This window comes from Novosphingobium sediminicola (assembly GCF_014196525.1).
Classification (GTDB): domain Bacteria; phylum Pseudomonadota; class Alphaproteobacteria; order Sphingomonadales; family Sphingomonadaceae; genus Novosphingobium; species Novosphingobium sediminicola.
On sequence record NZ_JACIDX010000002.1, the window covers coordinates 297,976 to 317,928 of the forward strand.

The following is a 19,953-nucleotide window of genomic DNA, read 5'->3' on the forward strand; positions in this document are numbered from 1 at the left end:
GAGACTATCGCGTGACCCCTTCCTTTGATCTTGACGCCCTGCGCAGCCAGTTCCCCTCGCTGCCGCGCCTCGCCTATTTCAATTCCGGCTCCTATGGCCTGCTGGCGCGCGGGGTGCGGGCCGCTTTCGATTCCTATCTCGACCGGCGCGAAGAGGTCGGCGCCGATTGGGGCGGATGGGTAATGGCCAATGAAGGGCTGCGTGGGCAAGTGGCCGCGCTGCTGGGCGTTTCGGGCGATGAGGTGGCGATCACCGCCTCGGCCTCGGCGGGGATCAATGCGGTGGCCTCTTCGCTCGATTATGCGGCGCGGCCCAAGATCGTGGTCACCAATTTCGATTTCCCCACCAGCGCCCAGATCTGGCACGCGCAGGCACAGGCGGGCGCGCAGGTCGTCCATGTGGCCGAGACGGAAGACGGCCTGATCCCGCTCGACGCGCTGCTTTCGGCCATTGACGAGCAGACCGCCATCGTGGCGCTCTCGCATGTCTGCTATCGCCATGGCGGACGCATTCCCGACGCGGATATTCGCGCCGTGGTGGCACGCGCGCATGAATTGGGCGCTCTGGTCATTCTGGACGGCTATCAGATCATCGGCACGCAAGAGATCCGCCCCGCCGATCTGGGCGTCGATTTCTATGTCGGCGGCTTCCTCAAATATCTGCTGGGCACGGCGGGCGCAGGTTTTCTCTATGCCAGCGCCCGCGTGGTGGAACAGATCACCCCGCGCACCAGCGGTTGGTTTGCGCAGGCCGATATCAACGCGATGGACATCTTCGCCAACAGCCCCAGCCCTACCGCCCGCCGTTTCGAGGCCGGAACGCCTCCTGTCCCCAGCGCGATTGCCTGCGCGGCGGGACTGAAGGTTCTGGGCGAGGTCGGCCTGCCCGCCGTGGGCGACTGGATCGGGCAATTGACCGCGCTGACGATCGAGCGCCTGGCGCAGGAAGGCATCGCCCCCGGTTCGCCCACCGATCCGGCGCGGCGCGGGCCTTTGCTGACCGTGGTGGCGCGGGATGACAATGCGCTGGTCGCCGCCCTTGCCGAGCAGGATGTCATCACCTCATGCCGCGACGGGCGGCTGCGCGCAGGGTTCCATTTCTACAATACGCTTGCCGATGTGGACCGCTTTTTGGATGCTCTGATCGCCAACCGCGCCCTATTGGCTTGAGGAAATTGCTGAAAATGATCAAATTTCATCGCTCGCTTCTTGCCGTCCCGCTCGCCCTGATCGCGGGCAGCGCCTTGGCTGGCCCGATCACGCCTGCGGAAACCAAGGCCACCGTCGCCACGCTTGGCGAATTGGTGGAATTTCTGCGCCTGCCCAATGTCACGCCCAAGTCCAGCGCCGATATTCGCGTCAATGCCGCATGGCTGGAGGCGAAATTGAAGGCCCATGGCTGGAAGGCCCGGCAACTGCCGGATGGCGATACGCCGATGGTGTGGGGCGAATGGGCCGGAGCTGGTCCCAAGGCGCCAACAGTCCTGTTCTATGCCCATATGGACGGGCAACCGGTCAATCCCAAGGAGTGGAAACAGGCCGATCCCTTTACGCCCGTGTTGCGCGCATGCGCGAACATGGACACATGCGCCACGCTGCCGCTCGACCAACTGAGCGCGCAAGCCGGGCCGCAATCGGACGCGCGCCTGTTTGCCCGCTCCGCCGCCGATGACAAGGCGCCGATCATGATGCTGATCGCGGCGGTCGATGCCATGAAGGCGTCTGGGCGCAAGCCTGCGGTCAACATCCGCTTTATCGCGGATTCGCATGAGGAAGGCGGCCCGCCCACGCTGGCCAAGGTGGTGGCCGACAATCGCGCCGATCTGGCGGGTGATGTCGTGGTGATGCTGGACGGGCCGATGCATGCCAGCAACAAGCCCACGGTGGTCTTTGGCCATCGCGGCGGGGGCGGGCTGACCATCAAGGTCTATGGCCCGTCCGAGGCGATGCATTCGGGCCATTACGGCAATGTCGTGCCCAATCCGGCGCAGAACCTGACGCGCCTGATCGCAAGTTTCAAGGATGCCGACGGCAAGGTGACATTGCCGGGCTATTACGATGGCATCGACCCGGCGTTCAAGGCGGCGGTCAAAGCCTATCCGGTCGAGGATGACGAGGCGGGCCTGTTGAAGCGCGCGGGCGTGGCCAAGGCGGAAGGCTTTGTGCCCAATTACCGCGAGGCGATGGCGGTGCCCACGCTCAATCTGGTGGGCCTGTTTGCCGGTTCCGGGGGCGTGCTGGACCGTTCGATCATCCCGGCGGACGCCAGCGCGGCGCTCGATCTGCGCACGGTGCCCGGCGTCAGCTTCGACCATGAATTCGCCCTCATCCGCGCGCAGGCCGAGGCCATAGGCTTTCACCTGACCGACGGCCCGCCCAGCGCCGAGGAACGCGCCCGTTATCCCCTGCTGGCCACGATCAAGGGCGGCAGCTTTTCCAAGGCCTTGTTCACCGATCCGGCACAGCCGATGGGGCGCTGGCTGATCGGGGGGTTAAAGGACAGTTTCGGCGGCGATCCGGTGGTGATCCCGCTGATGGGCGGCGGCGTGCCGACCGAGCCTTTGGTGCGCGAATTGAAGGCCCCGGTGGTGATCCTGCCGCTGGTCAATCTGGACGACAACCAACATGCCGCCAATGAAAACCTGCGGCTGGGCAATTATGCGCAGGGCGTTCACAGCCTCGTTTCGCTGATTTCGCGCAAACCGTAATCGCGCCGGAACAACAAAGAGGGCGAGCGGGATATGTCCTCCTCGCCCTTTTTTAATGCCCGCTTTGGGCCGAGGGGAAGGAGGCGAAAGGCCGCCTTCCCCCTTATCATTACCAGCGATAGGTGAAATTGGCGCCAATCGTGCGCGGCGCCAGCGTCGAGGTCATCAGGAAGATGTTGGCCGCCCCCGACTGCGAGCTTTTGTACAGCGTGGGATAGGCATTGGTCAGGTTCTTGGCGAACACCGAGAAGGTCCATGCGTCCTTCGCCACGCCCGCGCGCAGATTGACCAGTTCATAGGCATCGCCCTGAAAATTGATGGCATTATACAGGGTCGAACCCAGCGCCGGGGTGCGCGTATATTGGCCCGCATACTGATAATCGACGCGCAGCGAGCCGTTCAGCCCATACCACGGCAGCGCATGGTTGAGGTCAAGCGCCACATCCGCCGTCCAATCCGGCACGAAGGACAAAGCGCTGCCCTTGGTGGCCAGAACCGGGGCGATGCCGGTGGTGGCGTTCGCGGTGCCGGTCACGTTCTGGTCCAGCGTCGCCTTCGTATAGCCAACATTGCCGCTGATCGTGGCCCAGCTGGTCGGTCGGGCGGAAACCGACAGGTCGAAGCCCTTGCTGGTCGCATCCCCGAAATTGCCGACATAGCTGAACGAGCAATTCGAGAGCGACAGGTTCTGCTGAACATTGTGCCACTTCAGATAGAAGCCGCTGCCCGAAACCGACAGTTTGCCGCCAAGGAAGCGGCCCTTCATGCCGCCTTCAAAGCTCCACACGCTGTCATCGCCATAGGTCTGGGGGATGCTGCCGTTCTGGGCAATATCAGCCGCGCAGCGTGCCGATGGGATAGGGCGGTTGGCCCCGCCCGCACGGTTGCCCTTGGCCGCGGTGGCATAGAGCAGCAGGTTGGGGTTGGCCTGCCACGAGATGTTGAACTTGGGGTTTATCGGCGTTGATTTGGTCGAGGTCAGCGGCAGGATCTGGACCCCGCCCTGGAAATAGCCATTGCCGATATATTGGAACGAATAGCTCTGGCGCGCCACGCGAACGCCCGCGTTGAACTTCAGCTTGCTGGTCACGTTCCATGTCGCATCGGCAAAGGCCGAGGCCTGACGGTCGATTTCCACCTGATACTTGCTGGCCAGAATGCCGCCTGCCGAATAGGGGCCACCGTTGACCGTATAGTTGAAGGCGTTGCTGGGCACCAGATTGCCGCTCTGAAGGAAATAGACCGCCGAGGGATAGGACGCATTGGCGTCGCCCCATTCGACCTGAAGCAGCGATTGCTTGGAGGTGGAAAGGAACACACCCACCGTGCCGTAAACCGGCGCGGTCTGGTCATTGGTGGTCAGGCGGATTTCCTGCGTAAACAGGGTCTGCTTGGTGGCGGTCGATTGGGGCGAGCCGAAATTGGGGTTGTTGGCCATGAAGGCCCGCGTGCCGCCAGCGCCAAAGATGTTATAGGCGGCCACCTGCGTGTAATCATCCACGCGCGACAGATCGCGCCAGTTGCCCGAGGTGATCGACGTCAGCGTGGCCCCGCCGAAGTTATAGGCCATCTTCAGACTGCCGATCTTGATCTCGTCAGTATAGGGCGTGCTGGTCTGCTCAAAGCTTTGATACTTGCCCGAGGTGGGCCAGATGCCCGACCAGATCAAGCCATTGTCATTGCCATGCAGGCGCTGATAATTGAAGAAGGGCGTGATGGTCAGCTTGTCATTGGGCGCATAGGTCAGCGCCACGCGGACAGAAGTGTTGTCGGTGCTGTTGATGTTGCTGTTCAACACCTTGCCCGCCACGGTGCGCGACATCTGGTCAATGAAGCCGCCATCGCGGCGATTGTCGACCGAGACGCGGATACCCAACTTGTCGGCGATCAGCGGGCCGCCCATGGCAACGCCGGTTTCATAGCCGATGCCGCCATTCGCATTGGTGTTGACCTCGCCAACCGCCTTGCCGCTCCACTGGCTGAGGCTGGGTGCGGTGGTGATGAAGCGAACCGTGCCGCCTTCCGAGCTGGCGCCGTAAAGCGTGCCCTGCGGGCCGCGCAGCACTTCGACGCGTTCAAGGTCGAACAGGCTGGGGCTGACCGGCTGGGTCCAGTTGTTGGCGCGGCTTTGGGTGGGCACGTCGTCAATATAGATGCCGACCGTGGCCGCGCCCTGCGTGGTGGAAACGCCGCGGATCGAGATGTTGTTGCCGCCACCGATGGTCGCGCCGGGGCTGACATGGAAACCGGGGGTCGCCTTGGAGAGTTCCGAGACGTCGGTGATGCCGGTCTTTTCCAGATCCTTGCCGGTAAAGGCGGCGATGCTGATGGGAACCTTGGAGAGCGATTCATTGCGGCGCTGGGCGCTGACCACGATTTCGCCGGGGGCCGAGGCAGCTTCGGCGCTTTGCGCATGGGCGCTCATCGGGGCAAGCGCCAGAAGGCTGGCGGAGGTGCAGAGCAGAGCGGTCAGACGCGAGAAAGTGGCAGGTCTCATGTTCCCCCCTTAATGGGTTATGGATTGGTCTGGCCCGGCCCTTTTGGCAGATGGCTTGTGCTGTATGGCGCCAATCGGGGTCTTGCCGGGATGTGACACAATCATTGAATGCAAAATCATATGAAATCAACTGGCGCATGATGCAGCATTTTACCAGCTTGGCAAATTGCCCGCTTTTGCAGGATTGGCGGGGCGGGCAAAGGCGCGCAATTCCGCCATTTAACTTGCATATGACACTATTTTGCATCGCCTACGCAATTTTGCCCCTTGCCATGATTTTGGCCGTTTCGCTGCGCCGCAGCATCGAAAAATGGCGGAAAGCCGGGGGCGATAGCGATTCGGACTTGCCGCAATTTGCATCAGGATATATATCCGTTTTCATGTTTTAGGCGCGGTATCCCCCACCCGCATCAATCGAGGAAGTCTGCTGTGACCGAGTGCAAAGCCGCCGACACCTGTTCCGCCCGCAAGGCTCATATCGCCAGTCGCAAGCCCTATTACCGCGAATTGCGCGCCGGTCAGAAGATCAAATGGTGCGCCTGCGGCCTGTCCAAGCGCCAGCCTTTCTGCGACAGCGTTTCGCACGAAGGCACCGGGTTTGAACCCATCGAATATGTCGCCAAGGAGGCCGAGGAAGTGCTGCTGTGCGGATGCAAGCAGACGAAAACCGGCCCCTTCTGCGATGGTGAACATTCGAACCTGCCGGGCGGATACAAGGACGAGGAAGAGCCGCAGAACACCACGCTGGTCGAGGCCGATGCCGATGGTTTCGCCCGCCTCAACACGCCCTGCTATGTGGTGTCACCGCCTGCGATGAGCGATGCCTATGCGCTGGCTCGGCTGGTCGCGCCGGAAACGGGCGCGCAATTTCAGTCGCAATTCTATCTGACACTGCCTGCCGGTTCTTCGCCGGTGCTGGCCTCGGATGTGGGTGATGTGGTGCTGTGGGTGCGGCACGGCGCGGGCGTGGTCGAAATCGAGGGGCGCAGCTTTCCCTTCGATGGCTCCTGCGGCGTCTATATCCGGCGCGGCGAGGGCTTTCGCCTGACCGCCTCGAGCCCGCTGGCGGTCTATGTCTCGGAATGCCCCGGCGGCAACAACCTGTCCGAACGCGCGGAAATGGGCGCGAATTTTGACGAGGCGTGGCCCGAACGCATCGCCAAAATCGACGAGGATGCCCGGCAGGCCATGGGCCCGCGCTATTTCCAGGTGCTGCTCGACGATCGCCACGGCTTGCGCAACACCGCGCAATTCATCGGCCATATCCCGCGCTCCAAGGCCGAGATGCACCGCCACCTTTACGAGGAGGCGCTCATCATCATCTCAGGCACCGGGGTCATCTGGAACGATGATTTCCGCGCCCCGGTCAAGGCGGGTGACGTCATCTTCTTCCCGCGCAAGATCCGCCATTCGCTGCAATGCACCTGCGATGAAGGGCTCGACGTGCTGGGCCTGATCCATCCCGGCACCAATCCGGGTATCAATTACGAATAACCCGCAAAGGGCGTTCGCAGGAGGAGCAAGGGGAGCTTGAGGGCTCCCCTTCTCTTTTAGGCGATGGCAGCGCGCAGGCGGGCCATATCGTCATGGCGGCTGGCAATATCGCCGCGCGGCGCGGCCATGCGCAGATCACGCAGGATTTCGAGCGAGCGCAAGAGAGCCTCGAGCGGCGGCCCGCTCGCGGTGATGCCCTGCATATGGCCCGGCGCCATCGTCTGGGCCGGACCGGCCACGAAACGGCTGACAAGCTGATCGTGATGCTGGGCCGCAATCGCGCCAAACGCATCGCATACGCCCAGAAAGGCCCGCACATTGGCCACAAACCAAGGCGCATCGCGGTCTGTCTCCACATGGTCGAGCAGTTGATCGAGGATCGATCGGCGGCTCATGCTCTCACGCAGGCGCAACTGTTCGGCCGGAAGCATATAGGGCAGCTTTTCATGCAGCAATTGCGCATAATAGGGATCGCTGGCCCGGCACAGGCCCAGCATCAGGTCGATCTCGTTGATCCCGGCAAAATCGCCCGCATTGGCCCCGCGATAGACCTGCCGCCCCACGCGATAGGGTTTATAATAGGGCCGAACGCAATAGAAAAACCGATCGATGTCAAGCGTTTCAAACAAGCGCGCATTGCACGCCGCCACGCCCTTTAATGCCCCCTCGGCCTCGGCAAACAACACGTCGGCCACCGGGCTGCTCGCCCCCAGCGGCACCAGACGGGTCAACGCATAGGCCGCGCTTTGCAGGCCGAAAATACCCCGCGTGTTTTCGTCGATGAACAGGAATTCATCGTGCAATGTTGTGAAACTGCGCCGCAATCCGCCCACCGCGCGATTATGCGTGGCCAGATGCGCGGTGGCGAAACGCGGCGCCATGCCGATCGACACGCCCACATGCAGCGCCAGCGCGCTGGCCGTGGCAAAGGGCGAGGTGGTCTCACGATCCGGGTTGGTCAGTTCATGGCGGCGCAGCGCCCCCAGATACATGCCCACATCGCCCAGCAATTCGAGCGCGCTGTCAAACCCGTCATGCGTGCGCCCCTCGGCCAGCAGGGGCGCGAGCAATTCCTCGCCCCGGCGCACCAGTTCGGCCTTCAGATCCGTCCCGATACCCTCAACCTGCGCGCGGTCGCCTTGCGCGAAATAGAGTTCCTCCAGCGCGGTGTTGATCGCGGCGAAATCGTGGCGAATCCATCGGTTGAGGGCGGCATCAGGGGACATGGCGCATAGGCTCCGGCAAGAGGTGATCCGCAAGATCCTATTCCAGCTCTACTGGAAAAGGGTTCCTGATTTCCCGTAGAAAGGGCCTGTTAGAGAACAGATCGCAATTCGTATGTCACCGCAAGGAACCCTATTCCACCGCCGCCATCACCGCCCCTGCCCGCTTGATCCGCTTCATGCCAATGGTGGTGTTGAACCGCTCCACCCCCGGCATCCGGCGCAATTGCCCGCGCAGCAATCCGTCCAGATGCGCCACATCGCGCGCCATCACATGCAGCAGATAATCCGCATCGCCCGCCGTAGTATAACAGGCAATCACACTGGGATGCTCGCAAGCCGCCGCCTCGAACGCGGCATGATCGGCAAAGCTGACCGACACCTGCACAAAGGCGTCCAGCGTCAGCCCCACCGCTTCCGGCTCGACCATCGCGCGATAGCCAAGGATCGCACCCGATGCCTCCAGCCCCTGCACCCGGTTCCAGCAAGGTGTCTTGGACATGCCCACCTCCTCGGCCAGATCGGCAAAGGACTGGCGGGCATCGCGCTCCAGCGCGCGCAGGATGGCGCGGTCGAACTTGTTCATTTACAGCGCGCTCTTGCCCGATTGCTTCACCACGACCCCGCCCTTCATCACGAAGGACATCTTTTCCAGCCGCCGCACATCCTGCAACGGATCGCCATCGACCGCCACCAGATCGGCAAAGCGGCCCGCCTCGATGCGGCCCACGTCCTTGCTGCCCAGCAATTCGGCGGCAACACCCGTGGCGGCCCGGATCGCATCCATCGGCTTCATCCCTGCATCCACCATCAGCGCGAATTCCTGCGCATTCTCACCATGCGCCGACATGCCGAACGTGTCGGTGCCAAAGGCGATCTTCACCCCCGCCAGATAGGCGTCATGCAGGTTTTTGCGCAGCACCGGGGCGACATGCAAAGCCTTGTCGGCGGTCGAAGGGTTCAACTGTTCGGGATGAGTCTTGGCCCGCTGATAAACCTTGTCGCCCACCAGCATCGTGGGCACCAGATAGGTGCCATATTGCTTATACAGCTTATAGCTGCCCGCATCGCCAAACGATCCATGCTCGATCGAATCGACGCCCAGCGTGATGGCATGGTCAATCGCCTGCTTGCCATGCGCGTGCGCCGCCACCTTCATCCCCAGCGCATGAGCGGTTTCCACCACCGCCTTGATTTCCTCATCCGTCATCAATTGCCAGTCGGGATTGTCGCCAATCGACATCACCCCGCCCGAAGGCATGATCTTTATCAGATCCACCCCTTCGCGGTGCAGGCGGCGCACGATGCGGCGCGCATCATCGGCCCCATCGACCAGATTGTCAGCAATATAAGGGACTTCTGCGATCTCGGCGTTCAGCCCATTGGCCGCATCGCCATGCCCGCCCGTCGGTCCCAGCGGCGAACCCGCCACCCACAGGCGCGGCCCCGGCACTGCCCCATCGGCAATCTCGCGCTTCAGGGCCACGACCACCGCCGTCTCGCCCCCGCAGTCGCGCACCGAGGTAAAGCCCGCCAGCAAGGTGGCACGGGCATAGGCGGTCGCATCAATGGCATGCTGAAAATCACTGCGCGTCACGGCGTTGCGAATGGGATCGCCGGGATGGAAACCATGGGTGATATGGTCATGGGTGTCGATGAGGCCGGGCAGCACCGTCTTGTCCGACAGATCGACCACCGCCGCGCCGGGGCGCGTGACGAAGCCTGCCTCAATCCCGGTGATGCGATCATCATGGATCAGGATCGAGACTTTCTCGCGCACCGCATCGCCCGCCCCGTCGATCAGCCGCCCGGCATGGACCACCACATCGCCCGCATAGGCCGGAACCGAGGCCAACATCGTTGCAGCCAGAGCCAGACATGCCAGTTTACGCATAAATTCCCTTTCCCCCGGCGGCGATGGCCTGCCTTCATCGTGATGATAGCGCAATTTTGATCGGAAGCTATTGCTGAAACTTGCGTCAGCATGAATTATATCATATGATTTTGCATACGTTAAAGAGCGAATTGCTCCGTGCTCCTTTCCGCCCTCCATCCGCCACTCCCATTTTATGAGGTCCTCTATGCCACACCTGCTGCGATGGGCGTTGATGTCCGGCCTGCTTTGCGCCCCGGCGCTGGTTCAGGCGCAAAATGCCCTGTCGCCCGCCGCACGGGCCGCCCTGGAAACACCGGGCTCCCCCGCTCAGCCCGACGCCGAACATAGCCGCCTGCGCCTGCTGCGCGCCGGGGCCCTGCTGGCCGTTCCGGGCGAGGCGGCGCGAGGGCAAAGCACGCTGGTGATCGGGGCCGATGGCCGGATTACCGCGATCCACCCCGGATGGCCGGAACCCGCCGCTCTGGGCCTGCCCGCCGATACTGAGGTCATTGATCTCAAGGATCAATTTGTGATGCCGGGCTTCATGGATGTCCATGTCCATCTGACCAGCGGCGGCATCGCAGGGCGAATACCTGATGCGGCTCTGCGCGAGGAGGATGGGTTCTTCGCCCTCAATGGCGCGCGCAATGCGCGCTCCACGCTAATGGCGGGTTTCACTACGGTACGCGATCTGGGCGCGCCGGACGGGGCGATCTATCCTTTGCGCGATGCGGTGCGGGCCGGAATCGTGGCCGGGCCGCATATCCTTGCCGCAGGCGCCGGGATCAGCCCCACCAACGGCCATGCCGATGTCCATGGCTTGCGCAAGGCGCTGCTGGCGGCATCGGATCGCGGCAACACCTGCAACGGGGCTGACGATTGCATGCGCGCCACCCGCGAGGCGATCCGCGCCGGGGCCGATGTCATCAAGGTCCACGTAACCGGCGGCGTCACCGACAGTTCGGACACCGGCACCGGCCAGCAATTCACCGACGCCGAATTGCAGGCCATCGCCTGGACCGCGCATTCGATGGGCCGCAAAGTCACCACCCATGCCCATGGCAAGGAAGGCATCGATGCCGCCGTGCGCGCGGGCTATGACAGTATCGAACATGCGATGTGGGCGGATGAGGAAAGCCTCAAAGCGATGAAGGCACGGGGCACATGGCTGGTGCCCACGGTCTGGCCCATCGATTGGGTGGGCGATACGCCCGACAAGGTGCGCGCCGGACCGTTCCGCAATCTCAACGAAAACTCCATGGCCAAGATGCTGCTGCTGGGCGATCAGCCGAAGAAGCTGGCGCGCATGGCGGTGCGGCTGGGGGTACCCATCGCGCTGGGCACGGATTCGGGCATTTCACCCCATGGCACCAACGGGCGCGAGATGATCGAATATGTCGCCGCCGGAATGAGCCCGATGGAGGCGCTGAAAACCGGCACGGTCAATGCCGCCGCCGCCATGGGTCTGAAGGATCGCGGGCGGATTGCGCCGGGTATGCTGGCCGATGTGATTGCGCTGGGCGGCGATCCGATCCGCGATATTGCGCAGGTTCTCAATGTCCGTTTCGTGATGCGCGACGGCATCATTTTCAAACAATCAGGCATCGCGCAGGGAGAGTGAATATGCGTGCGTTTCTATCCGTCATGGCCTTGGCCTCCGCATTGGCCGCAAACTCGGCGCGCGCCGAGGATCTGATCATCGATCATGTGACCTTGCTGGACGGCACCGGCGCCCCCGCCCGCGCCGATATGAGCGTGGGGGTCGACAAGGGCCGCTTTACCTTTGTAGCGCCTACCGCCTCGGCTCCGCGTGCGAGCGGGCGGCATATCGATGCCACGGGGCAATTCCTGATCCCCGGCCTGATCGAAACGCATGCCCATTTGCGCCTGCCCGCCAATGCCAATCCGGCGGCCGAGGCGCCGCTCGATGATGATGATCTGCCCATTCAGCCGACCTATTCCGCCGCCGAGCTTGAAAAGGCCCATGAGATGGGCGTGGGCGTGCTGGCAGGCTATCTCTATTCCGGCGTGACCACCTTGTTCGATGCTGGCAATTATGCGCCCTATGTCCTGCGCCTGCGCGCCGAGGAGCGGGCGGGCAAGATCGCCGCGCCCCATATTCTGGCCACCGGCAATCTGGTCACCTATCCCGGCAGCCATGGCGATGCGGTGGCGGTGCGGATCGCCGACTGGCCTGCGGATCGGCCCAAATTCCTCGCCTATCTGCGCGAGCAGAAGCCCGATATCGTCAAGATCACCTATGAGGAACATGGCTGGGGCACGCGCCCGATGGTGTCCCTGATGCCTTTGCCGTTGATGCAGCAGATCATCATCGAGGCCAATCGCCACGGCATTCGCACCGTGGTTCACACCTCCAACGAAATCCGCACGGTCGAGGCGCTGTCGGTCGGGGCCGATGCGCTGGCCCATCCGGTAATCCAGGCACCGATCAGCGAGGGTTTTGCCCGAGAAATGGGTGCGAAAAAGACGCCCTTTGCCACCACGCTGACGATTGGCGATGGCTATAGCCGCTTGGTCGAACATCCCGAATATCTCGATCAGCCACTTTATCAGGCCGCGCTTTCCCCGCAGGAAATCGAGACCCTGCGCAAGGAAACCCTGCCCGCGTGGAAGGCGCGGGGGTGGACATGGTGGATGAAGCTGATGACGCCGGTGGCGGCCGAGAATATTCGCAAGGTCCATGATGCGGGCGGCGTGGTGGCGATCGGCACAGATCAGTCGCTGGGCCCGGCGGTGCATCGGGAAATGGAATTGTTGCAGCAGCAGGGCATCGCGCCCGCCGCGATTATCAGGATGGCCACACTCAATGGCGCGATGCTGCTGGGCCGGGCGGCGGATCTGGGCAGCGTGGAAAGCGGTAAGATCGCCGATGCAGTGCTGCTCTCGGCCGATCCGGCGCGCGACATCAACAATGCCAAGGCCATCGTGGCGGTGATCAAACAGGGCGCGCTGGTCGATGAGGACAAGCTGCCTCTGCCCGGCGGCAAGCGGGGCCTGCGGCGTCAACAACGATAGGGGAATAGGGGAGGGCGCCAAAGCGGCCCCTCCCCTGCTTTTCAGGCCGCCTTGAGCAGGGTTTCGCGCGCATCGCGCAGAGCCTCGGCCCCCGCTCCGCCATCGGCCTGCGCCATGATCGCGGCAAAGCGTTCCAGAGAGCGCTCGAACGTATCGCCATAGCCCTTGATCAGGCGTTGCGCGCGGATGATCTCGGCGGCGCGGGCAAGGTCGGTGCGGGCTGCTTTTTGGGCGCGATCCAGCCATGCCTCGATCCGGCCCTGTTCCTCGGCATAGCGCAAGGTGCTGCGCCGCCAGCCCCGGCCCATCGCCACCAGACGCAGCGCGATGAACCAGCGCAGCGAGGTGGTTTCCACATGCCGCCCCTTGGACAGTGCCCGGTCCAGCCATGCCGACCCCATCACCCGCCGCCCCAGCCATGCCGGCAGGCTCTCGGCCACTTCCTGAAGCCGGGGATGCATGAATTCGGTGACGGTCAGGACCTGTCCGTCCTTCACCTTGACCTCATCGCGCACCCGTTCAAACCGGGCGGCGCGCACTTTCAGATCGGCCACGCGGATCGTGTCCTCATAGGCCATCCAAAGGGCGAGATGGCGCGCGGCCTCCTGCGTCAGGTCGAAAGGCGCGCGGTCCAGGGCGGCGATCCGTTCCAGTCGATCCAGATAGAGCGCGGCATAGTCGCCATCCTGATAATCCATCAGCTTGGCCAGCCCGTGCAGCGCATTGGCCAGCGCCGCATCGGGAAGGCCCGCCCGCGCCCGCGCGGCCAGCACCTTACCCATCGTGGTGGTCGGCGTGGGGATCTCGAGCCCCTCCTCCTGCGGCATGGCGATCTCGCCCTGCGCGCGGGCAAAGCCCTCGGCAAAACCGGCAAGGTTGCTTTTGACCGCCTTGCCGCTGTGATGGATCGCGGCTTCAAAGGCTTCCCGCGGGAAAGGCAAGGCGCCGCTGCCCGCCAGCGCGCCGAACATGATCACGCTGATCACGCTATGGGTGCGCTCGGTGGCGGCCTCCATATCGAAACCGATGAAGCGGGCCGAGCGTTCGCGGGCCGCGGCAAGGATCTTCTCGCCATTGCCGCGCCCGTCGCCCGCCACCTGCTTTTCGGAAATGGCATAGATGCGGTGGGTCGATCCAATCAGCGTGGTCTTGCCCGCGGTGGAAAATCCGCGCAGCACCGCGCGGCCCGTTTCCATCAGTTCAGACGCCACCACGACATCGACATCGCCCGGCATCGGCATTTGCGCCATGATCGGCATGCGGCCATCGGCCCCGGCACGCGCCAGTTCAACGTAATAGACGGTCGATCCGGTCCGCTGCGCCACACCCGGCACCGATGTGCCCTGCGCCAGCCAGCCCGCCTCGCGCGCGACATGCTGAATCCATTCGGCCAGCACCCCGCCTCCCTGTCCACCCAGCGCCAGAATAGCAATGGCGATACGGTTCTTCTCGGTCATCTGCGGTAATCCTTAAAACGCGCGAGCCATACGGGCGCGATCATCGCGCGCCTGCATCCAGCCGACGATCCGCGCGCGCCAGCCCTGCCGGAACTTTTCCCAGCCCGTCGGATTGCTGACGATCCGCGCGCGGTAGAAACTGGGGCACAGGATCGCGGCATGGGCATTCTCGCCGCACAGACCGCAGCCCACGCAACTGTTCTCCACATGCGTCACCGGGTCCTGACGCAGCGGGTCGGGGTTCGATTTGATGGTCAACGAGGGGCAGCCCGACAGGCGGATGCAGGCATGGTCGCCCGTGCAGGTGTCGCTGTCGACGCCGAAACGTTCACGCACCACGCGCCCACCATTAGCCAGTACCTTGCCCTGTTCGCGCTTCACTCTGCGCTGCTTGTTGAGCATGCATTCCGATTGGGCGACGATGACTTTCGGCCCCTTTTCCGGGCTGGTCATCGCCTCGCGCAGCAGATCGCGCATCTTGGCCACGTCATAGGTCCGCTCGACCAGCTTGACCCATTTCGCGCCCACGCCCTGCACCGCCTTGGCAATGGGGTTTTTGGTCACGCGTTCCGGGTTGTCGGCGCGGGACGAGAGAATATCCTGCCCCCCCGTGGCCGCCGAATAGCCATTGTCGATGATCAGGGTGACGGTATCATCCTTGTTGAACACCGCATTGCCGATGCCGCTGGTCAACCCATTGTGCCAGAAACCGCCGTCGCCCATCACCGCAATCGCGCGCTTGTCCTTGGGCTTAAAGGCCGAAGCGCCCGCCGTGCCAAGGCCATAGCCCATCGTCGTATTGCCAATGTCAAACGGCGGCAGGATCGAGAACAGGTGGCAGCCGATATCCGCCGAAACATGGGTCGGCCCCAGTTCCTTTTCCACCAGCTTCATCGCGGCGAATACCGGGCGCTCCGGGCATCCGGTGCAGAAACCGGCGGGGCGCTGGGGGATTTCCATCGCCACGTCGCGCGGCAGGGGATCGGGCTTGACCTCCGCCGGGGCCAGATGCGGCGCATGGGCGCGCAGGAACTTGCCCAGACCATCGCGGATCACGGCGGCGGAATATTCGCCCGAGCGCGGCAGCATGTCCTTACCCACAATCCGCGTCTGCAAATCGGCGCGACGGACCAGAGTGTTCAGCTCATGCTCGATAAATTCGGGCTGGCCTTCCTCGACCACCAGCACAGCCTGTTTCCCAGCGCAGAAGGCCGAAACCTCCTCCGGGATCAGCGGATAGGCAACATTGAGGCAATAGACCGCAATCTTGCTGCTGCCATAGGCATCGGCAAGGCCCAGCAATTCCATCGCGCGGTTGAGGTTATTATACAGGCCGCCCTGAACGATGATGCCGATCTCGGGCGTTTCGCTGTCCTGTCCGAACCATTCGTTGAGCTTATTATCGCGTACATAGGCAATACCGGCGGGCCAGCGCTGCTCGATCTTTTCGACCTCATGCAGGAAGTTGGCCGGGGGCAGCACGATACGCTGCGTATCGCGCACTGGGGCCGCTGCGGCCTCGCCCACGGTCATGGCCGGACGCACATTGTCCTTGGCGATAAAGCTGCCGGTCATATGGCACGAGCGCACCCGCATTTGCAGCATGACCGGCGTGTTCGAGGCTTCGGACAGGCGGAAACCCTGCTCCACCGCATCGACCAGACTGGTCAGGTTCGGGCGCGGGTCGAGGAGCCACATCTGTGACTTCATGGCAAAGGCATGGGTGCGCTCCTGCATGATCGAGGAGCCTTCGCCATAATCCTCGCCCACGATGATGAGCGCGCCGCCCGTCACCCCGCCGCTGGCTACATTGGACAAAGCATCGGAGGCGACATTGGTGCCCACCACCGATTTCCACGTCACCGCCCCGCGCAGGGGATAATTGACGCTGGCCGCCAGCATGGCCGCCGCCGTCGCCTCCGAAGCGCTGGCCTCGAAATGCACGCCAAGGCTGGCGAGCAGATCATTGGCATCCGCAAACACATCCATCAGGTGGCTGATGGGCGAGCCCTGATAGCCGCCGACATAGGCGACGCCCGATTGCAGCAAGCCCTTGGTAACGGCCAGAATGCCCTCGCCGGTGAAGGTCTCGCCCTCACCAGCGGTCAGCTTCTTGACTTCGGATTTAAACGAACGCTCGGCCATGTTCAGCCCTCGACCAGCGCCAGAACGCGCAAGGGGCTGCCCGAACCGTCACGGATTTTGAGCGGGGCGGCGATCACGATGGCGCCGGTGGCGGGCAATTGATCGAGGTTTTCAAGGCATTGCAGCCCATATTTTCCCGCGCCATGGAACAAAGTATGCGCCGGATAGGCCGGGGTCAGCGCGAAGGCCTGGCCTGCATCGGTGCCGATAGTTTCGACGCCAAAGCCGATCACATCGCGCGCGATCAGCGCCTCAACCGCCGCCGTCGACGGCCCGGGCGTATGCGGCCCATCGGCGGCGCGGTTGGTATAGGCATCGACATCGCGCTTCGACCAATCGGTGCGGAAAAGCACCCAAGCCCCGGCGGGGATCGGACCATGTTGCGATTCCCAACGCTCGATATGTTCCACCGTCAGCAGGAAGTCAGCATCGGCGGCGCATTCCGCCGAAAAATCCAGCACCACGGCGGGCGCGATCAGCGGTTGAACCGGCAGACGATCCACCGTGTTGTCCGCCAGATCCTTGCCCGTCACCCAATGCACCGGGGCGTCAAAGTGGGTGCCGGTATGCTCGCCCACGGTGAAATTGTTCCAGTGCCATGCCACGCCGCGATCATCATAGCGCGAGATTTCCTGGCGCGAGAAAGCCGCCGTTTGCCCAAAGGGTTCGGGCAGGATCAGCAGCGGCGTATCTTCCGAGAGCGTCTGGGTCAGATCGACAACCCGCACCGCGCCAGAGGCAAGGGATTGAGCAAGCATGTTGAGTGTGGACATAAAGGCTCCCGGAAAGATTATGATCGGGAGCCTATCGTATAAACTTGCAGATGCAAGTATTATTTTGCCCCGCGATCCGCCGCAGGCAAAAGCAGCATTGCCACCAGCGTCACCACCAGATTGCACAGCACAGCCACCAGCCCGATTTCCCATTCGACGAAGATCGCGCCCAGCGCCTTGCCGATCATAGGCACCCACAAAACGGCATAACCCGCGATCAAACCGGCCATCACCGCCAGCCCCGAAACCCGCCGCGTGATAAAGGCAAGATACACCCCCGGCACCAGCATCCCGATGGCCGCATAGGCCGACAGCCCAACCTCGACCAACGATGCGCTGGCCCCCAGCGCCAGCCACAGCGCCGCCGCCGCAAAGCCCACCATCGAGCAGCGCGAGACCAGCAATTCGCGCCGATCATCCATATCCCGCCATACCGGCCGCACGATATTGCGCGCAAAGATCGACCCGCAGGTCAGCATCAGCACCGAACCGGGCACCAGCGCCAGCAGACTGGCCGTGCCGGCAAACAGGCCGATCAGCCAGACCGGGCAATGCTGGACCACAAAGGTCAGCAGCAGCGCGTTGAGATCCCCGCCCTCTGGCCTCGTCCCGGCCAGCAAGGCGGCGAAACCGAGCAGGATGATGAAGAAATAGGACAGCGAATAGATCGGCTGAAGCACCGTATTGCGCTTGATCGTCTCGCTGCTGCCCGCCGAAAAACACAATTGGAACATATGCGGGAAGATATAAGTGCCGATGGCCACATTGATCGCCGAGGTGCTGAGCCACACCAGACTGAGCCCGGCATGGGGTTGCAGCCCCGGAAAACGGGTGGCGGCGGGATAGAGATCCTGAACCCGCGCAAACACGTCCAGCATTGAGGAGGCGCCCACCATCCCGGCCACGCCAAAGGCCAGCACAGCCACCACGATCAGCATCAGCACATCCTTGACCCCGGCCGCAAACGCCGCCGAGCGCAGACCCGCCAGAAACACAAAGGCCAGCATCACCGCCACCGCAATCACCGCCGCCCATGTGCCCCCGATCACCGGCCCGGCCACCAGACGCACGATAAAGGTCAACGCCGTCACCTGAATCTGGATATAGACCGTCAGCGCGATCAGCCCCGCGCAGGCCACCACCATCCCCAGCCAGCGCGATTGATAGCGATGGGCAAAGAAATCGGCCTGCGTAATCAGCCCATGCCGCCGCCCATAGGCATGAATGCGCGGCGTCAGCCAATAACCCACCGCCGCCGACAACGACACCGAGGTGAACGCCAGATAGGCCGGCGCGCCATAGGCCCAGGCAAAGCCGGAAATGCCAAGCACCGCAAAGGTCGTGTAAATCTCACCGGCATTGAGGAACCAGAACACCAGCGTGCCCATTTTCCGCCCGCCCAGCGCCCAGTCCTCCAGCGACTTGCTGCGCGTTTTGGCTCGGCCATAAGCCATCGCGCCCAAGGTCGTGCCCAGCACGATCAGCAGGATCATCATGCGGATCATGACTTGCGATCCAGCCAGTAGCGCAGGGCCAGCACGAAGGTGGCGAACACAATCCCCGCCATTTGCCAGACCATCGGGAAAGGCAGGTCCAGCGGACGCCACGTGACGCCATTGGCCCATGGCGCAAGGCCCAATTGCCAGACAAAGGGCAGAAAAAGCAGCGCATCGGCCGGGCGGAAAGCCGCGACCTCGACGCCTTCGGGATCATCCATGGTTTATCCAGCCTGTGGCAATTGCGTGGGGATGACAGAATTTGCCGCATTCAACGCTGCGTTCAATGCAAGGTAATGCGGGATTATGTTGCCATGAACGCAACGATTAAACCTCAGCCACGCGCAACGGACGGTTCCATTGGCGCAACTGCGCCTCGACCATTTTGAGCAGGCGCGCAGGCGCGCCCTCCAACTGCCGCCCCGCGCGCAGGATCAGGCTGATCGTGGCGTCCTCCATCGCATCATCGGCAATCGCGATGCTGGCCAATTCGCCGCTTTCCAATTCGCTCCACACCGACAATTGCGGCAGGATCGTCACCGCCGCCCCGCGCCGCACGGTTTCGCGCATCATATGGATCGAATTGGTGGTGATGACCGGCTCAAGATAGGTGTTGTGGCGCAGCTCCGCCCCGGCCAAAATCTGGCGCAACCCGAAATGGCGCGGCGAGAGGCATAAAGGATGGCGCCCCAGATCGGCCAGCGACACGCTGCTTTGCCCCGCCAGCGGATGATCCGCCGCGACAATCGCCATCAGAGGCTGGGCAATGACCGAGCGCACATGAATCTTGATGTCATGCGGCGTCTGAAACACCAGCCCCAGATGGGCTTCATCATCCAGCACCTGCCGCACAATCTGCTGCGATGAATTGACCGAGAGGTCGAGATGGATCTGGGGATTGGCGGCGGTGAAGCTGGCGATCATATCGGTAAAACCGCTGCCCAAAAAGCCTTCGCCCACCGCCAGCACGGCATGGCCGCTTTTCACCGAGCGTAATTCCTCCAGCTTGGCGCGCAAAGCCTCGCGGTCAGCCACCTGGTTGCGGTAATGAGCGATTACAATCTCGCCCGCATGAGTCAGCCGCACCCCGCGCCGCCCCTTCTCGATCAGGGCCAACCCATAGCTTTCCTCCAACTGAGCGATCTGACGGCTGATAGAGGAGGCCGCGACATTGAGCCTATCGCTGGCCGCGCGCATCGAGCCTGCGTTGAGCGCTTCGAGCAGATAGCGCAAACCCGTTTCCGACATT

The 19,953-nt window shown here is 63.0% G+C and carries 16 protein-coding genes; 6 read left to right on the plus strand and 10 right to left on the minus strand.

Annotation, left to right across the window (positions count from 1 at the left end; genetic code table 11):
• Nucleotides 1-11: 11 nt before the first annotated feature.
• Together GGR38_RS03790 and GGR38_RS03795 are read left to right on the plus strand one after the other, a co-directional pair.
• A complete protein-coding gene (locus GGR38_RS03790) occupies nt 12-1,169 on the plus strand; it encodes an aminotransferase class V-fold PLP-dependent enzyme (RefSeq protein ID WP_183622803.1) in 1,158 nt (385 codons plus the stop codon).
• A gap of 14 nt (nt 1,170-1,183) precedes the next feature.
• Nucleotides 1,184-2,707, plus strand: a complete 1,524-nt coding sequence (locus tag GGR38_RS03795) for a M20/M25/M40 family metallo-hydrolase (RefSeq protein WP_183622805.1) — start codon at nt 1,184-1,186, stop codon at nt 2,705-2,707.
• A 109-nt stretch (nt 2,708-2,816) separates the two neighbouring features.
• On the opposite strand, the gene GGR38_RS03800 is transcribed toward GGR38_RS03795, so the two are convergent.
• On the minus strand, nt 2,817-5,204 hold the full coding sequence (locus GGR38_RS03800) for a TonB-dependent receptor (RefSeq protein ID WP_183622807.1): 2,388 nt from the start codon (nt 5,202-5,204) through the stop codon (nt 2,817-2,819).
• Nucleotides 5,205-5,296: 92 nt separating this feature from the next.
• On the opposite strand from GGR38_RS03800, the gene GGR38_RS03805 reads away from it, so the two are divergent.
• Together GGR38_RS03805 and GGR38_RS03810 are read left to right on the plus strand one after the other, a co-directional pair.
• Nucleotides 5,297-5,593, plus strand: coding sequence for a hypothetical protein (locus GGR38_RS03805; protein ID WP_183622809.1), 297 nt, complete (start codon nt 5,297-5,299; stop codon nt 5,591-5,593).
• Between the two features lie 40 nt (nt 5,594-5,633).
• Nucleotides 5,634-6,698: a cupin domain-containing protein gene (locus tag GGR38_RS03810; protein WP_183622811.1), complete on the plus strand. Its 1,065-nt coding sequence runs from the start codon at nt 5,634-5,636 to the stop codon at nt 6,696-6,698.
• 56 nt (nt 6,699-6,754) lie between these two features.
• Here the strand turns inward: GGR38_RS03810 and GGR38_RS03815 are convergent, their stop codons facing one another.
• The 3 genes from GGR38_RS03815 to GGR38_RS03825 form a co-directional block, all read right to left on the minus strand.
• Nucleotides 6,755-7,924, minus strand: a complete 1,170-nt coding sequence (locus tag GGR38_RS03815; RefSeq protein WP_183622813.1) for a PrnB family protein — start codon at nt 7,922-7,924, stop codon at nt 6,755-6,757.
• A gap of 130 nt (nt 7,925-8,054) precedes the next feature.
• The gene (locus tag GGR38_RS03820; RefSeq protein WP_183622815.1) at nt 8,055-8,507 is read right to left on the minus strand and encodes an Lrp/AsnC family transcriptional regulator; all 453 of its coding nucleotides are present in this window, start codon (nt 8,505-8,507) and stop codon (nt 8,055-8,057) included.
• A complete protein-coding gene (locus tag GGR38_RS03825; RefSeq protein ID WP_183622817.1) occupies nt 8,508-9,815 on the minus strand; it encodes a metal-dependent hydrolase family protein in 1,308 nt (435 codons plus the stop codon). It abuts the gene before it with no gap.
• A 187-nt stretch (nt 9,816-10,002) separates the two neighbouring features.
• Here GGR38_RS03825 and GGR38_RS03830 point away from each other — a divergent pair, with 187 nt between their 5' ends.
• Both GGR38_RS03830 and GGR38_RS03835 read left to right on the plus strand, forming a co-directional pair.
• Entirely contained in the window at nt 10,003-11,418 is a 1,416-nt protein-coding gene (locus GGR38_RS03830; RefSeq protein WP_183622819.1) for a metal-dependent hydrolase family protein, read from the plus strand.
• A 2-nt stretch (nt 11,419-11,420) separates the two neighbouring features.
• On the plus strand, nt 11,421-12,833 hold the full coding sequence (locus GGR38_RS03835; RefSeq protein ID WP_183622821.1) for an amidohydrolase family protein: 1,413 nt from the start codon (nt 11,421-11,423) through the stop codon (nt 12,831-12,833).
• A gap of 41 nt (nt 12,834-12,874) precedes the next feature.
• Here the strand turns inward: GGR38_RS03835 and GGR38_RS03840 are convergent, their stop codons facing one another.
• The 6 genes from GGR38_RS03840 to GGR38_RS03865 all read right to left on the minus strand — a co-directional run bounded on the left by GGR38_RS03840 (nt 12,875) and on the right by GGR38_RS03865 (nt 19,952).
• A complete protein-coding gene (locus tag GGR38_RS03840) occupies nt 12,875-14,290 on the minus strand; it encodes an indolepyruvate oxidoreductase subunit beta family protein (RefSeq protein ID WP_183622824.1) in 1,416 nt (471 codons plus the stop codon).
• A gap of 12 nt (nt 14,291-14,302) precedes the next feature.
• Complete coding sequence (locus GGR38_RS03845; protein WP_183622826.1) at nt 14,303-16,435, minus strand: ferredoxin family protein; 2,133 nt, start codon at nt 16,433-16,435, stop codon at nt 14,303-14,305.
• Between the two features lie 2 nt (nt 16,436-16,437).
• Nucleotides 16,438-17,208: a cyclase family protein gene (locus GGR38_RS03850; protein ID WP_183622828.1), complete on the minus strand. Its 771-nt coding sequence runs from the start codon at nt 17,206-17,208 to the stop codon at nt 16,438-16,440.
• 59 nt (nt 17,209-17,267) lie between these two features.
• Nucleotides 17,268-18,713, minus strand: a complete 1,446-nt coding sequence (locus GGR38_RS03855; protein WP_183622830.1) for a sodium:solute symporter family protein — start codon at nt 18,711-18,713, stop codon at nt 17,268-17,270.
• On the minus strand, nt 18,710-18,925 hold the full coding sequence (locus tag GGR38_RS03860; RefSeq protein WP_183622832.1) for a DUF3311 domain-containing protein: 216 nt from the start codon (nt 18,923-18,925) through the stop codon (nt 18,710-18,712). Before GGR38_RS03860 ends, GGR38_RS03855 begins: the two co-directional genes overlap by 4 nt.
• Before the next feature lie 106 nt (nt 18,926-19,031).
• Entirely contained in the window at nt 19,032-19,952 is a 921-nt protein-coding gene (locus tag GGR38_RS03865) for a LysR family transcriptional regulator (protein ID WP_246404210.1), read from the minus strand.
• Between the last annotated feature and the right edge of the window lies 1 nt (nt 19,953).

What these genes read in the sequence shown, in the direction of transcription:
- GGR38_RS03795 (WP_183622805.1), top strand. Translation starts at nt 1,184, where the DNA reads ATGATCAAATTTCATCGCTCGCTTCTTGCCGTCCCGCTCGCCCTGATC.
- GGR38_RS03800 (WP_183622807.1), bottom strand. Translation starts at nt 5,204, where the DNA reads ATGAGACCTGCCACTTTCTCGCGTCTGACCGCTCTGCTCTGCACCTCC.
- GGR38_RS03815 (WP_183622813.1), bottom strand. Translation starts at nt 7,924, where the DNA reads ATGTCCCCTGATGCCGCCCTCAACCGATGGATTCGCCACGATTTCGCC.
- GGR38_RS03820 (WP_183622815.1), bottom strand. Translation starts at nt 8,507, where the DNA reads ATGAACAAGTTCGACCGCGCCATCCTGCGCGCGCTGGAGCGCGATGCC.
- GGR38_RS03825 (WP_183622817.1), bottom strand. Translation starts at nt 9,815, where the DNA reads ATGCGTAAACTGGCATGTCTGGCTCTGGCTGCAACGATGTTGGCCTCG.
- GGR38_RS03830 (WP_183622819.1), top strand. Translation starts at nt 10,003, where the DNA reads ATGCCACACCTGCTGCGATGGGCGTTGATGTCCGGCCTGCTTTGCGCC.
- GGR38_RS03835 (WP_183622821.1), top strand. Translation starts at nt 11,421, where the DNA reads ATGCGTGCGTTTCTATCCGTCATGGCCTTGGCCTCCGCATTGGCCGCA.
- GGR38_RS03840 (WP_183622824.1), bottom strand. Translation starts at nt 14,290, where the DNA reads ATGACCGAGAAGAACCGTATCGCCATTGCTATTCTGGCGCTGGGTGGA.
- GGR38_RS03845 (WP_183622826.1), bottom strand. Translation starts at nt 16,435, where the DNA reads ATGGCCGAGCGTTCGTTTAAATCCGAAGTCAAGAAGCTGACCGCTGGT.
- GGR38_RS03850 (WP_183622828.1), bottom strand. Translation starts at nt 17,208, where the DNA reads ATGTCCACACTCAACATGCTTGCTCAATCCCTTGCCTCTGGCGCGGTG.
- GGR38_RS03855 (WP_183622830.1), bottom strand. Translation starts at nt 18,713, where the DNA reads ATGATCCGCATGATGATCCTGCTGATCGTGCTGGGCACGACCTTGGGC.
- GGR38_RS03860 (WP_183622832.1), bottom strand. Translation starts at nt 18,925, where the DNA reads ATGGATGATCCCGAAGGCGTCGAGGTCGCGGCTTTCCGCCCGGCCGAT.
- GGR38_RS03865 (WP_246404210.1), bottom strand. Translation starts at nt 19,952, where the DNA reads ATGTCGGAAACGGGTTTGCGCTATCTGCTCGAAGCGCTCAACGCAGGC.